Source organism: Streptomyces sp. NPDC107454, from assembly GCF_055582885.1.
This window is the reverse complement of sequence record NZ_JBVJPA010000006.1, coordinates 300,512-312,834: the sequence shown is the minus strand read 5'-3', so window position 1 is coordinate 312,834 and position 12,323 is coordinate 300,512. Positions and strand designations below refer to the sequence as shown.

Below are 12,323 nucleotides of genomic sequence, written 5' to 3'. Positions count from 1 at the left end.
TGCACGCCGGGCGACCCCTCTCCGACCTCAGTGAGGTCCTTAACATTCGGAGACTGGCGAGAAACATTCGGCCGCTGCGGGAACCGACGGCTCACTTCACGCGCACCTCGCACCGCATCCGCCGCTCCCGGCCCACCACCCGCTCGGGCCCGGTCAGCGTCACCGGTACTGCGTACCGCACGTCGCCCTCGGCGCTGGACACCCCCAACCGCAGCTCCAGCTCCCCCGGTTCGACGATCCGGTCGCCGTCCGGGCCGGTGTACGCGGCCAGGTCCGCCGGGACCGTGAAGTGGACCTCCGCCGACGCGCCCGCCTCCAGCGGCACCCGCGCGTAGCCCACCAGCCGGGCCACCGGCCGCGCCACCTTGCCGACCGGGTCGTGGAGATAGAGCTGCACGACCTCGGTACCGGCCCGCTCCCCCGTGTTGCGGACGGTCAGCCGCAGGGTCGTCTCGCCGTCCGTCGCGAACGCGGTGTCGTCGACCGACGGCGCCTGCCAGTCGTACGTCGTGTACGACAGCCCGTGTCCGAAGGCGAACAGCGGCGTCGGGTCGAGGTTGCTGGCCCCGCTGAGCTGTCCGAGCGGCGGCGCGAGATACGTCCACGGCTGTCCGGCCCGCTCGCGCGGCACGCTCACCGGGAGCCGCCCCGACGGGTTCACCCGCCCGGACAGCACCCCGGCCACCGCGGGACCTCCCTCCTGTCCCGCGAAGAACGCCTGCACCACCGCCGCGCACCGGTCCGCCCAGCGCCCGAGCGCGTACGGCCGCCCCGACAGCAGCACCAGCACGACCGGTGTCCCGGAGGCCAGCATCTTGTCGACCAGCTCTCCCTGCCCCTCGGGCAGTTCGAGGTCGGCCGCGTCGCACCCCTCGCCCGAGGTGCCCCGCCCGAACAGCCCCGACCGGTCGCCGACCGCGACCACACACACGTCGGCGGCCACCGGATCGTCGGTGAACTCCACGTCCGGCAGCTCGGCGCGCAGCGCCTCCAGCAGCGTCGGCACGCCCACCCCCATCTCGACCTCGGGATGGTCGAGGAGGACATGGCGGGGGAAGGTGTAGCAGCCGAGCATGGCCGCGGGATCGTCGGCGAGCGGACCGAGCACGGCGATCCGCCGCACCCGGGACGCCAGCGGCAACGTACCCCCGTTGGCGAGCAGGACGACCGACTCCTGCGCCAGCTGCCGGGCCAGCTCCCGCATGTGCGGCGGATCGAGATCGGCGGAAGCGGAGTCGGCGGGCGGTGCCCAGTCGGGGTCCAGCAGCCCCAGTTCGCACTTCTGCGTCAGCACCCGCAGCGCGGCCCGGTCCACATACTCCTCGTCGAGGGGCCCGGCGCCGTAACAGCGCACGGCGGGCAGCTCGACGTCCACGCCCGCCGCGAGCGCGAGCGCGGCCGCCCCCGAAGGGGAGTCGGTGAGCCCGTGCGCGGACTCCAGGAGGGACACCCCGAAGTAGTCGGCCACGACCGTGCCGGTGAACCCCCATTCCTCCCGCAGGAGTTCGGTGAGCAGTCGGCGGTGCGCGTGGGCGGGCAGTCCGTCGAGGTCGTTGTACGAGGCCATCACCGAGCGCGCCCCGCCCTCCCGTACGGCCATCTCGAACGGCGGCAGGATGACGTCCGCGAGTTCGCGCGGGCCGAGCGAGGCGGGCGCGTGGTTGCGGGCGCCTCGGGAGGCCGAGTAGCCGGCGAAGTGCTTGAGGGTGGCGACGACACCCGCCGACTCCAGGCCCTGGACATAGGCGGTGCCGACGGTCGCCACGAGGTAGGGGTCCTCGCCGATCGACTCCTCCGTACGGCCCCAGCGGGGATCGCGTACGACGTCGAGGACCGGGGCGAGGCCCTGGTGGACTCCGACCGAGCGCATCGAGGCGCCGATCGCCGCCGCCATCTCCTTCACCAGGGCCGGATCGAAGCTCGCGCCCCAGGCGAGCGGGGTCGGGAAGACCGTCGCCCGCCAGGCCGTGAACCCGGTGAGGCACTCCTCGTGGGCGAGCGCCGGCAGTCGGAAGCGGTTCGCGGACCGGATGCGCTCCTGGAGTGCGGCAAGACGGGCGGCGCCCTCGGCCGGGTCGACCGGTGCGGTGCCGAAGGGGCGGGTCAGCTGGCCGAGCCCGTGCGGGAGCAGCCGCGTCAGGTCGATGTCCTCGGACAGGGCGTGCTGCAGCGGCGCCATGTCCCCGCCCGGGGTCTGGTCCGAGCCGGGCCACACGCTGTAGAGCTGGGCGACTTTCTCTTCCGTGGTCATACGGGCGAGCAGGTCGGCGGCGCGGACGCCTGCGGGCAGAGCGGTGTCCTGCCAGGGGTCGGTCATGTAACTCCTCACATCCACAGGGGCATCTGGAGAGGCTGGTGCTCAGCCCTTGGTCGCGCCGAGCGTGATGCCGCCGATCAGCTGTCGTTCGGCGACCGCGTAGAAGGCCAGGGCGGGCGCCATGGCGAGGACCAGATACGCGAAGATGCGGGCCACGTCGGAGGCGTACTGGCCCTGGAACTGCTGGATCCCGACGGGGACCGTCCACCAGGTGGGTTCGCTGAAGACGAGCAGGGGGAGCAGGAAGTTGTTCCAGCTGCCCACGATGGCGAGGACGGAGACGGTGCCGAGCGCCGGGCGGGCCAGCGGCAGCAGGATGCGCCAGAAGAAGCCGAACGGGGAGCAGCCGTCGAGGGTGGCGGCCTCCTCCAGTTCGCCGGGGATCTCCCGGAAGAAGCCGCGCAGGATGACGATCGTCATGGGCAGGCCGAAGGCGGCCTGGGGCAGGATCACGCCCCAGGGGTTGTCCAGCAGCCCGAAGGTGCGCAGCAGGATGAACAGCGGCAGGATCGCCACCGCGAAGGGGAACATCAGCCCCATCGTGAAGACGGTGAAGAGCACTTCCCTGCCCCGGAAGGCGAACCGGGCGAGCGCGTAGGCGGCGAGCGCCGACGCCCCCACGGTCAACAGGGCGGTGGCGACCGCGATGAGGGTGCTGCTGCCCACGGACCGCCAGAACGGTCCCGAGCCGAGCAGCGAGGTGTAGTTCGAGGTCACCCAGGGGTGGGGAAGGCCGAAGGTGTTGCTGGAGAGCTGGTCGGTGGACTTGAAGCCGGAGACCAGGGCGTACAGCAGTGGGGTCACCATGACCGCGCCGACCAGCCACAGGGTCACGTACACGGGCAGCGTGCGCAGCCTGCGACGGCGTACGACACTCTTCGGGACGGTGTTCTTCACGACGGTGCTCATCGGCCTGCTCGCATGGTGGTGATGGCTCCTTCGGTGTCGCGGCGCAGCACGAAACGCTGGTAGGCGAGGGCGAAGACGAGGCTGATCAGGAACATCGCCACGCTGATCGCGCTGGCGTAGCCCATCTGGTAGCGCTTGAAGCCGTACTGGAACATGCTGATGACCATGGTTTCGGAGTGGTGGTCGGGACCGCCCGCGGAGATCACCCACACCAGGTCGAAGAGCTGGATGGCGCCGATCACGGACAGGAACACGCTGATCCGCAGGGTCGGCGCGAGCAGCGGGAGCGTGACGTGGCGGAAGCGCTGCCAGCTGCCGGCGCCGTCGATGCGTGCCGCCTCGTGCAGCTCCGCCGGGATGCCCTGGAGGCCTGCCAGGTAGAGCATCATGTGGAAGCCGAAGTACTTCCAGGTCATGACCAGGAAGAGGGTGGGCAGGACGGTGTTCTGGCCCGCGAACCAGAGCCCGCCCAGGCCGTCGAGACCGACCGCGCCGAGGACCTTGTCGGCGAGTCCGTCGCCCGGCGCGAAGATCATGCTGAACAGCACGCCGGTGATGACCTCGGACAGGATGTACGGCGCGAAGAACAGCATCCGGTAGACGGCCCGGCCGCGCAGTCTCTGGTTGAGCAGCACGGCCATGGCGAGCGCGAACGGCAGCTGGAGGACGAGGGAGAAGGCGATGAGCAGCAAGCCGCGCCACAGGTCCCCGAGGAACACCGGGTCGTGGAAGAGCCGGGTGTAGTTGTCGAACCCCACGGAGTCGGTGGGCGAGCCGAATCCGCCCCAGTTGAAGAAGCTGACGTAGAAGGCGTAGCCCATCGGCAGGAGGACGAGCATCCCGAACAGGGCGAGCGCCGGGACCGTGAAGACGAAGGCCGCGAACCAGTCGCGCACGCGCCGCAGGACGGGACGGCGGGGGCTCCCGCCCGGTGAAACGGCCGTCGCGCCGGTCGACTTGCCGAGATCGGGCACATACGTCGACGCGGTCGAGGTCGAGGTCGAGTGCGTCATCGCCGGCCGCTAGCTCTTCTCGCTCTTGGCGACCTGGGTCACCGAACGCGTGACCTGCTCGGGCGACTTGGAGCCGGCGATGAGCGCGGCGACGCTGTCGTTGATCTCCTGGCCGACGGCGGGGGCGTAGGCCTGGTCGAGGTAGAGCTGGAAGCCGGTGGACTTGTTCAGGGCGTCCGACACGGCGGTGAGGTTGGGGTCGGTCAGGGCGGGGAGCGCGTCCTTGGACACCGGTATCAGTCCGGTCTCCTTGACGAGGGTCTCGGCGAACTGCTTCTCCGCGAAGAACTTCAGGAACTCCACCGCCGCGTCCGGCGCCCCCTTGCGCACCGCGTGGCCGCCGCCCCCGCCGAACACCTCGGTGAGCGCGCCCTTTCCGCCCTCCACGGAGGGGAAGGAGAAGAAGCCGAGATCGGCGCCGAGGCCCTTGCCGGAGGACTTTTCGACGCTCGGTGCCCACTGGCCCATCAGCTCCATGGCCGCCTTGCCGTTGCCCATGGTGGCGGCCTGGCCGTTGGGCTCGGAGTAGGCGGCGCCGAGGACCCCCTTCTGGAAGGGTTCGAGCGCGACGAGGTCCTTGAGGTGCTGGCCGGCCGTGACGAACCCGGCGCCGGTGAAGTCGGCGTCGGTGGCGGCCTTCTGCATCGCCTCCAGCCCGGCGACACGCATCGACAGGTACGCCCAGTAGTACATGCCGGGCCACTTCTCCTTGCCAGCCAGCGCGATGGGCGTGATCCCGGCGCTCTTGAGGGCCTTGACGGCGTCGAGGTAGGCGGACCAGGTGGTGGGCGGGGTGGTGATCTTGGCCTTCTTGAAGAGCGCCTTGTTGTACCAGAAGCCGACCATGCCGATGTCGAACGGGACGGCGTACGTCTTGCTGTCGAACTGGTAGGCCGACATCGCGGCGGGTACGAAGTTCGTCGTCCACGGGGAGACCTTGTCCGTCAGGTCCTCGACCAGACCCGCGTCGATCTGCTGCTTGAGGACTCCGCCGCCCCAGGTGTGGAAGATGTCCGGCAGTTTCCCGGAGGTGGTCAGCGCGGTCATCTTGGACTTGTACGCCTCGTTCTCCAGCGTGACGATCTTGACCTTCACGTCCGGGTGCGCGGCCTCGAAGTCCTTGGCGCGCTGGGCCCACAGCTTCTTCGCCGGGTCGGTGGTGGTGATGTTCCACCACTCGATCGTCGTCTTGCCCGAACTGTTCCCGCTGTCGGAGGAACCGCACGCGCTCAGGGCTGCCGCCCCCAGTCCGGTCGCCGCGGATGCCGCCAGGAACCTCCGGCGGGAGAAAGAGGTGTAGGTGTTGCCCAACGCTCGCATCGCACACCTTCCGGAAGAGAGCCGATAATTATCGGCCGAGTGCGCCGGAAGTTACGGGGGTACGACAGGCGTGTCAACGCCCCTGACAAATATCGGGAGTTCTTTGACCGCGGGTGGTTCGTGGCTGGTCGCAGCCCCGCAACAACCTCAAGCCCCCGCCCGTGGGGCCGCCGTCAGCCCCGTCGCGCCGTACTCGCCCGAACGACCAGCTCAGTGGCCAGTTCGACCCTCGGAGAGACCGGTTCCTCGCCCAGCGCCAGCCGCAGCACCGTCCGGGTGGCCAGCTTCCCCATGTCCGCGAGCGGCTGCCGCACCGTCGTGAGCGGCGGCGCCGACCACCGGACCTCCGGCAGGTCGTCGAACCCGACGACACTCATGTCCTCGGGCACCCGCATCCCCCGCCGCCGCAACGCCTCGATCGCCCCGAGCGCCATCTGGTCACTCGCCGCGAACACGGCGGTCGGCGGTTCCTCCAGGTCGAGCAGCGTGTTGCAGCCGTCGAAGCCGGCCTGATGGTAGAAGTCACCCGGCACGATCAGCGCGTCGTCGACCGCGACCCCCGCGCCGTCCAGCGCCGCCCGGTACCCGTCGAGCCGCGCCCGCGAGCACAGCAACCGCACGGGCCCGGCGACAAAGCCGATCCGCCGGTGCCCGAGCCCGAGCAGATGCTCCGTCGCCGCCATCCCGCCCGCCCAGTTGGCGGCGCCGACGGTCGGCACGTCGAGGGTCGGGGACCCCGCCGGATCGATCACGACCAGCGGCACCCCGAGCCGCCGCAACTCCTCGTGCAGCCGGGGTTCGAGGACCGAGGTGACGAGGATCACGCCGTCCGAGGCGCGGGCGCGCAGATTGGTCATCCACTGCCGCGCCGAGCCCGACGCGCCGTGAATCGCGGACACGACCGTCCCCACACCCGCCGCGTGCGCGACCTCCTCGACCCCCCGGATGATCTCCACGGCCCAGGGGCTGTCGAGGTCGTTGAAGACCAGGTCGATCAGGGCCGCCCGGTCCCCCGGCGCGGACGACCTGCGCTGGTAGCCGTGGCGCCGCAGCAGGTCCTCGATGCGGGCCCGGGTCTCCGGCGACACGTCGGAGCGGCCGTTGACGACACGCGACACGGTGGGCACCGAGACACCGGCCTGCCGGGCGATCTCGGTGATCGTCACCTTGTTCTTGATGCTCTCCCGGGCCACTGCGCCCACCTCCGTCGACACGTCGAACCGCCCCTCTACCGTTCCACACCCACACACGAAACTTTGCAGGAGTCTTCCGGAAAAGCGAGGTCGGCGTGAAACCCGGCCGGGGACGAAGGCGTCAGGAGACCGACTCGAACCGCCACCGATGGACCGTCCGGGTCACCAACTCCCCTTCCGGCTCCGGGAGTTCCGGCAGGTCGGCGTCGTAGGGCGCATCCCACCAGGTGATGACGAGGACCCGGTCCTGCGGTGCGCGCAGGACCTCCCGGCGCAGCGGCTCGCTCACCAGCTGCTGTCTCCGCACCCAGGCGAGCAGCTCGTCGCCCCGCCCGGGGACGGCCCGCGCCTCCCACATCAGCGCGACGCTCACGAGTACAGGTTCTCCTTGGAGACCTCGTGCACATGGTCGTGGTCGTGGCCATGCTCGTGTGAACGGCCGGGCACATGCGGGTCCGTCACCGGGAGGGACGAGTCCGCCGACAGGTCCCAGTCGGAGGCGGCCCGGTTGCGGGAGACCATCTCCGCGCCCAGCGCGGCCACCATCGCCCCGTTGTCCGTGCACAGCTTCGGCCGCGGCACCCGCAGCCGGATCCCCGCGGCCTCGCACCGCTCCTGGGCGAGCGCACGCAGCCGTGAGTTCGCGGCCACGCCACCGCCGATCATGAGGTGGTCGACGCCCTGGTCCTTGCAGGCCCGTACGGCCTTGCGGGTCAGCACGTCGACGACCGCCTCCTGGAAGGACGCCGACACGTCACGCACCGGCACCTCCTCGCCCGCCGCCCGCTTGGCCTCGATCCAGCGCGCCACGGCCGTCTTCAGGCCGGAGAAGGAGAAGTCGTACGCCGGGTCGCGCGGCCCGGTGAGCCCGCGAGGGAAGGCGATCGCGGTGGGGTCGCCCTCCTTCGCGTACCGGTCGATGACCGGACCGCCGGGGAAGCCGAGGTTGAGCACGCGCGCGATCTTGTCGAAGGCCTCGCCCGCGGCGTCGTCGATGGTCGCGCCCATGGGCCGTACGTCGGAGGTGATGTCGGTCGAGAGCAGCAGGGACGAGTGGCCGCCCGACACGAGCAGGGCCATCGTCGGCTCCGGCAGCGGGCCGTGCTCCAGCTGGTCCACGCAGATGTGGGAGGCGAGGTGGTTGACGCCGTACAGGGGCTTGCCCAGCGCGTAGGCGTACGCCTTCGCCGCCGAGACCCCGACGAGCAGCGCGCCGGCCAGCCCGGGCCCCGCGGTGACGGCGATGCCGTCCAGGTCCCTGGCGCTCACCCCCGCGTCCTTGAGCGCCCGGTCGATGGTCGGCACCATCGCCTCCAGGTGGGCGCGGGAGGCGACCTCGGGCACGACGCCGCCGAAACGGGCGTGCTCGTCGACGCTGGACGCGACGGCGTCCGCGAGCAGCGTGTTGCCGCGGACGATGCCGACGCCGGTCTCGTCGCAGGAGGTCTCGATACCCAGGACCAGCGGTTCGTCAGCCATTGCTCTCTGTTCCTTGTACGCCGTTTACTGAGGGTGAACCCGGGGCGGAGCCGCTGTCGGACGCGGTGCGCATCCGCATGACCAGGGCGTCGACGTTGCCCGGCTGGTAGTAGCCGCGGCGGAAGCCGATGGGCTCGAAGCCGAAGCGCTCGTACAGCTTCTGCGCGCGGACGTTGTCCACGCGGCACTCGAGCATGACCTCGGCGCACTCGAACGCGGTCGCGGCCCGCAGCAGCTCGGTCAGCAGCCGGGCGCCGAGGCCGGTGCCCCACTGATCACGTCGTACGGCGATGGTCTGTACGTCGCCCAGGTCACCGGAGGCGGCGAGCCCGGCGTATCCGACGAGCCGGCCGCTCTCGGTCGCCACCACGTACCGGCGCGTCGCCCCGGGCCCGCGGGCGTGGGCCAGCTCGGACCAGAACATCCCCCGCGACCAGGCGTCCTCGGGGAAGAGGTCCTTCTCCAGCTCCAGTACGGGATCGATGTCCCACCAGCGCATCTCGCGCAGCTCGGCGGTCACTTCGGGGTGACCACCTTGTAGTTCTTGGGCACCTGGGCGTCCGGACGGCGCAGGTAGAGCGGCCGGGGCGCCTCCAGCTCCTCGCCCGCGGCGAGCTTCTCCGCCGCCAGGGACGCGAGCGCGCCGGCCGGGACATGCTCGGGAGCACGGGCGTCCGGGAAGGTGTCGGGATAGAGCAGCGCACCCGCACCCACGGCGGGCAGACCGGCGACCGTCCCGGCGATGTCGGCGGGCCGGTCGACGGCGGGCGCGGAGGCACGCGTACGGGGGTCGTCGTACAGCGCCCAGTACACCTCCTTGCGCCGGGCGTCCGTCGCGACGACGAACGGGCCCTCGACGCCGGTGCCGTCGGCGGCGTACGCGAGCCCGTCGAGGGTGCACAGGCCGTGCACGGGCACGCCGAGCACGAGGCCGAAGGTGTCGGCGGTCATGAGGCCGACGCGCAGCCCCGTGTACGGGCCGGGGCCTACGCCCACGACGATGCCGGTGACGGCGTCCAGTTCGAGACCTGCCTCGGCGAGCACCCGGTCGACGGCCGGCAGCAGCAGCTCTCCGTGCCGGCGCGCGTCCACCTGGCTCGACGAGGCGATGACGGACGTGCCGTCGTGCAGGGCGACGGTCACGGCGGGGGTGGCGGTATCCAGAGCGAGCAAGAGCACGCAAACAGCCTACGGCGCCCGAGCGGGACGCACGGCCGTCCCGGTCTGCGGGGCGGCGGCTGCTACCGTCACCACAAAGGACGTAATGGACACGAGCGCGGTACGAGAGGCGGGTACACAAGGTGGCCAGGAGCAGCTCGGGAATCGTGGCCGGGCTCACCGCGGCGGCTGTCGCGGTGGTCGGCTTCCTCGCCTACCAGGCGTCCGCGAACGTGCCCGACACCCTGAGCAAGCCCCCCGCGGGCGCGTCCAAGGTCCCCACCACGAAGGCTCCCCGGGACAAGAAGAACCCGGTGGCGCTGCCGACCGCCTCGGGCAGGGGTGAGCGGGTCGTCTACTCGGTCGACGACGACCGCGTGTGGCTGGTCACCGCGAACAACAGGACCGAGCGCACCTTCAAGGTCACCCCCGGCACGGTGGATCCGGCGGTCGGCACCTACGCCGTCACCTCTCGCTCCAAGGCCGTCACCGGATCGGACGGCGCCCAGATCGAGCACGTCGTCCGCTTCGCCGTCGTGGACGGCGTGGCGATCGGCTTCAGCTCCGCCATAGACGGCTCCACGGGCTCCCCCGACTCCACCAAGAAACTCGGCGGTATCCGGGAGTCCCGCAAGAACGGCACCGCGATGTGGAACTTCGCGACGGTCGGCGTGAAGGTAATCGTCATCCGGTAGTCGGCGGACCTGTGCGAAGGCGCGCCCTCAGGGGCGCGGGGCTGTGTACATCAGCGGCTCCGCCGCGGGGCGCGACCAGCCCCCACCGGGCCCGCGGCCGAGGAACCACCCGCGGAGCGCTCACGCGGCTTTGCGCGGCCGCGCCTGCGCACGCGGAGCCTCCGGCGCGGGCGCCCGAGGCGGCCTGGACACCGCGTCGGCCGCCGCACACGACGCCAAGAGGTCCCGCATCGACACCCCACCGCACGGCTGCTGCACCGGCACGTCACGTTCCGAAGCCGACATGGACGCCTCCTGGGGATTCGGGGGCAAGCGTGGTTAGGTAGACCTAACTACGGACTGAGGTCCATGTGACCACGGCCTGGACACCGAACGCAACATCTTGCCGACGACTTGTCGGAACCTTCACGTCCCCCGGCACCCTCACCCAGGGTGATCAGGCCGCGAGCACGCTCAGATCGGTCGTCGCCCAGCGCTCCCCGAGCCCGGTGATCGTGACGTGCCGTACCTCGTCCGTGGTGTCGCCGACGGCCCGGTGGATGACGACGTCGAGCCGGTCGTCGGTGAGCTCCTCGACCTTGCCCTCGCCCCACTCCACGACGATCACCGAGTCGGAGAGCGACACGTCGAGGTCGAGGTCCTCCATCTCGTCGAGCCCCCCGCCCAGCCGGTACGCGTCCACGTGCACGAGCGGCGGACCGTCACCGAGAGAGGGGTGCACCCGTGCGATGACGAACGTCGGCGAGGTGACCGCGCCCCGTACGCCGAGCCCCTCGCCGAGGCCGCGGGTCAGCGTCGTCTTGCCCGCGCCGAGTTCCCCGTTCAGCATCACGAGATCGCCCGCGCGCAGCAGCTTGGCCAGGTGAAGGCCCAACTCCCGCATCTGTTCCGGCGAGTTGACGGTGATCCGGACGTTCACGCCCTCGGCGGCGGGCTCAGCCGGGTTGTGCGCTGCTGCTGGTGCTGGTGCTTCCATAGCCACCCACGGTAGCCCCTGCCGGGACGGCGCCCGCGCGCATCAGAAGGTCGGCGAGACGGTCTATGACCACCTCGGGGTGCTCCAGCATGACCAGGTGCCCGGCGTCCGGGACGAGCACCAGTTCGGCGTCCGGCAGCAGGTCCGCGATCGCCTCACTGTGCTCACTCGGTGTCACCATGTCGCCGACTCCGGCCAGCACCAGCACCGGCAGTTCGGCGAAGTACGCGAGGGCCTCGGTCTTGTCGTGTTCGGTGAACGCCGGGTAGAACTCCGCGACGACGTCGATCGGGGTGCCCTCGATCATCCGTTCGGCGAACCGCACGATGGCCGGGTCGACGTCCCGGGACGCGAACGAGTACCGCTTGATGATCCCCGCGAACAGGTCGGCCGTGGCCCGCCGCCCCCGCTCCACCAGGGCGGCCTGCTGACCGAGCGCCTTCAGCACCCCGGGAAGCACCCGGCGTACCGCGTTGACGCCCGCGACGGGCAGCCCGAAGTTGACCTCGCCGAGCCGCCCCGACGACGTACCGACGAGCGCGACGGCGACGACCCGCTCGCGGACGAGGTCCGGATACCGGTCGGCCAGCGCCATGACGGTCATCCCGCCCATGGAGTGCCCCACCAGCACGATCGGCCCCTCGGGCACGGCCGCGTCGATGACGGCCTTCAGGTCCTGGCCGAGCTGGTCGATGGAGACGGGCGTGCCGTCCTGCGTCTGCGCGACCCCGCGCCCGGAGCGGCCGTGACTGCGCTGGTCCCAGTGCACCGTGCGCACCACCCCGCGCAGCGCGGCCCGCTGGAAGTGCCAGGAGTCCTGGTTGAGGCAGTACCCGTGGCTGAAGACGACGGTGACGGGGGCCGGGGCCTTGCGTCCGAAGAGCCGGCGCCGGCGCGGGGTGAACGTCACATCCTGCTCGATGTCGTCCACCTCGTAGTACAGCTCGGTGCCGTCGTCGGCGTACGCCTTGCCCGGCGTGCCGCGCAGCGAGCCGTACGGGCCCGTCGAGTCGAGAGCGAGGCGGGCCTTGTTGCGCATGCCGCGGCCCACCGTCAGCCGCTCTATGGCGACTCCGGCGGCGGCGCCCGCGGCGACCACGCCTATGGCGACGCCGGCGATACCGGCCTTGCGCCAGTTCCCGGCGGCGGAGGCGACGGCCGCCGCGGCGACGTCCGTGACGGCCTCCGCGCTGCTCTCGCTCACGTACCGCTCCTCTTCGCCGGGGTGTCGTTCACTTCAGTAGGTCGTGCTGGGGGTGGTGC

At 71.1% G+C, this 12,323-nt stretch carries 12 protein-coding genes; 1 reads left to right on the top strand and 11 read right to left on the bottom strand.

All coding sequences use genetic code 11. The features are described from left to right. Positions 1-91: 91 nt before the first annotated feature. From ACZ69M_RS17160 to tsaB, 9 genes are all read right to left on the bottom strand, one after another. Entirely contained in the window at positions 92-2,317 is a 2,226-nt protein-coding gene (locus ACZ69M_RS17160; protein ID WP_470050596.1) for a beta-xylosidase/alpha-l-arabinosidase, read from the bottom strand. 42 nt (positions 2,318-2,359) lie between these two features. Next, a complete protein-coding gene (locus tag ACZ69M_RS17155; RefSeq protein ID WP_470050594.1) occupies positions 2,360-3,226 on the bottom strand; it encodes a carbohydrate ABC transporter permease in 867 nt (288 codons plus the stop codon). Then, complete coding sequence (locus tag ACZ69M_RS17150; RefSeq protein ID WP_470050592.1) at positions 3,223-4,239, bottom strand: carbohydrate ABC transporter permease; 1,017 nt, start codon at positions 4,237-4,239, stop codon at positions 3,223-3,225. Before ACZ69M_RS17150 ends, ACZ69M_RS17155 begins: the two co-directional genes overlap by 4 nt. A gap of 9 nt (positions 4,240-4,248) precedes the next feature. Beyond that, entirely contained in the window at positions 4,249-5,559 is a 1,311-nt protein-coding gene (locus ACZ69M_RS17145) for an extracellular solute-binding protein (protein WP_470050590.1), read from the bottom strand. 173 nt (positions 5,560-5,732) lie between these two features. Beyond that, the gene (locus ACZ69M_RS17140; RefSeq protein WP_470050588.1) at positions 5,733-6,773 is read right to left on the bottom strand and encodes a LacI family DNA-binding transcriptional regulator; all 1,041 of its coding nucleotides are present in this window, start codon (positions 6,771-6,773) and stop codon (positions 5,733-5,735) included. Positions 6,774-6,873: 100 nt separating this feature from the next. Then, the gene (locus tag ACZ69M_RS17135; protein ID WP_470050586.1) at positions 6,874-7,125 is read right to left on the bottom strand and encodes a hypothetical protein; all 252 of its coding nucleotides are present in this window, start codon (positions 7,123-7,125) and stop codon (positions 6,874-6,876) included. Then, positions 7,122-8,231, bottom strand: coding sequence for a tRNA (adenosine(37)-N6)-threonylcarbamoyltransferase complex transferase subunit TsaD (gene tsaD, locus ACZ69M_RS17130; RefSeq protein WP_470050584.1), 1,110 nt, complete (start codon positions 8,229-8,231; stop codon positions 7,122-7,124). The genes ACZ69M_RS17135 and tsaD overlap by 4 nt, the downstream gene beginning before the upstream one ends. Continuing rightward, positions 8,224-8,730, bottom strand: coding sequence for a ribosomal protein S18-alanine N-acetyltransferase (gene rimI / locus ACZ69M_RS17125; RefSeq protein ID WP_060895788.1), 507 nt, complete (start codon positions 8,728-8,730; stop codon positions 8,224-8,226). Before rimI ends, tsaD begins: the two co-directional genes overlap by 8 nt. A gap of 17 nt (positions 8,731-8,747) precedes the next feature. Beyond that, positions 8,748-9,410 (bottom strand): tRNA (adenosine(37)-N6)-threonylcarbamoyltransferase complex dimerization subunit type 1 TsaB, encoded by a 663-nt coding sequence (tsaB, locus tag ACZ69M_RS17120; RefSeq protein WP_470050583.1) that lies wholly within the window; start codon positions 9,408-9,410, stop codon positions 8,748-8,750. A 122-nt stretch (positions 9,411-9,532) separates the two neighbouring features. Here tsaB and ACZ69M_RS17115 point away from each other — a divergent pair, with 122 nt between their 5' ends. After that, positions 9,533-10,084, top strand: a complete 552-nt coding sequence (locus tag ACZ69M_RS17115) for a hypothetical protein (RefSeq protein WP_470050581.1) — start codon at positions 9,533-9,535, stop codon at positions 10,082-10,084. A 436-nt stretch (positions 10,085-10,520) separates the two neighbouring features. Here ACZ69M_RS17115 and tsaE read toward each other — a convergent pair whose 3' ends face one another. Both tsaE and ACZ69M_RS17105 read right to left on the bottom strand, forming a co-directional pair. Next, complete coding sequence (tsaE, locus tag ACZ69M_RS17110; protein WP_470050579.1) at positions 10,521-11,060, bottom strand: tRNA (adenosine(37)-N6)-threonylcarbamoyltransferase complex ATPase subunit type 1 TsaE; 540 nt, start codon at positions 11,058-11,060, stop codon at positions 10,521-10,523. Then, positions 11,020-12,264, bottom strand: coding sequence for an alpha/beta fold hydrolase (locus tag ACZ69M_RS17105; protein ID WP_470050577.1), 1,245 nt, complete (start codon positions 12,262-12,264; stop codon positions 11,020-11,022). The genes tsaE and ACZ69M_RS17105 overlap by 41 nt, the downstream gene beginning before the upstream one ends. Positions 12,265-12,323 lie beyond the last annotated feature (59 nt).

Excerpts from the sequence above, each read along its gene's own strand:
- ACZ69M_RS17160 (WP_470050596.1), bottom strand. The coding sequence starts at position 2,317 with ATGACCGACCCCTGGCAGGACACCGCTCTGCCCGCAGGCGTCCGCGCC.
- tsaE (WP_470050579.1), bottom strand. The coding sequence starts at position 11,060 with ATGGAAGCACCAGCACCAGCAGCAGCGCACAACCCGGCTGAGCCCGCC.
- ACZ69M_RS17145 (WP_470050590.1), bottom strand. The coding sequence starts at position 5,559 with ATGCGAGCGTTGGGCAACACCTACACCTCTTTCTCCCGCCGGAGGTTC.
- ACZ69M_RS17150 (WP_470050592.1), bottom strand. The coding sequence starts at position 4,239 with ATGACGCACTCGACCTCGACCTCGACCGCGTCGACGTATGTGCCCGAT.
- rimI (WP_060895788.1), bottom strand. The coding sequence starts at position 8,730 with ATGCGCTGGTGGGACATCGATCCCGTACTGGAGCTGGAGAAGGACCTC.
- ACZ69M_RS17155 (WP_470050594.1), bottom strand. The coding sequence starts at position 3,226 with ATGAGCACCGTCGTGAAGAACACCGTCCCGAAGAGTGTCGTACGCCGT.
- tsaD (WP_470050584.1), bottom strand. The coding sequence starts at position 8,231 with ATGGCTGACGAACCGCTGGTCCTGGGTATCGAGACCTCCTGCGACGAG.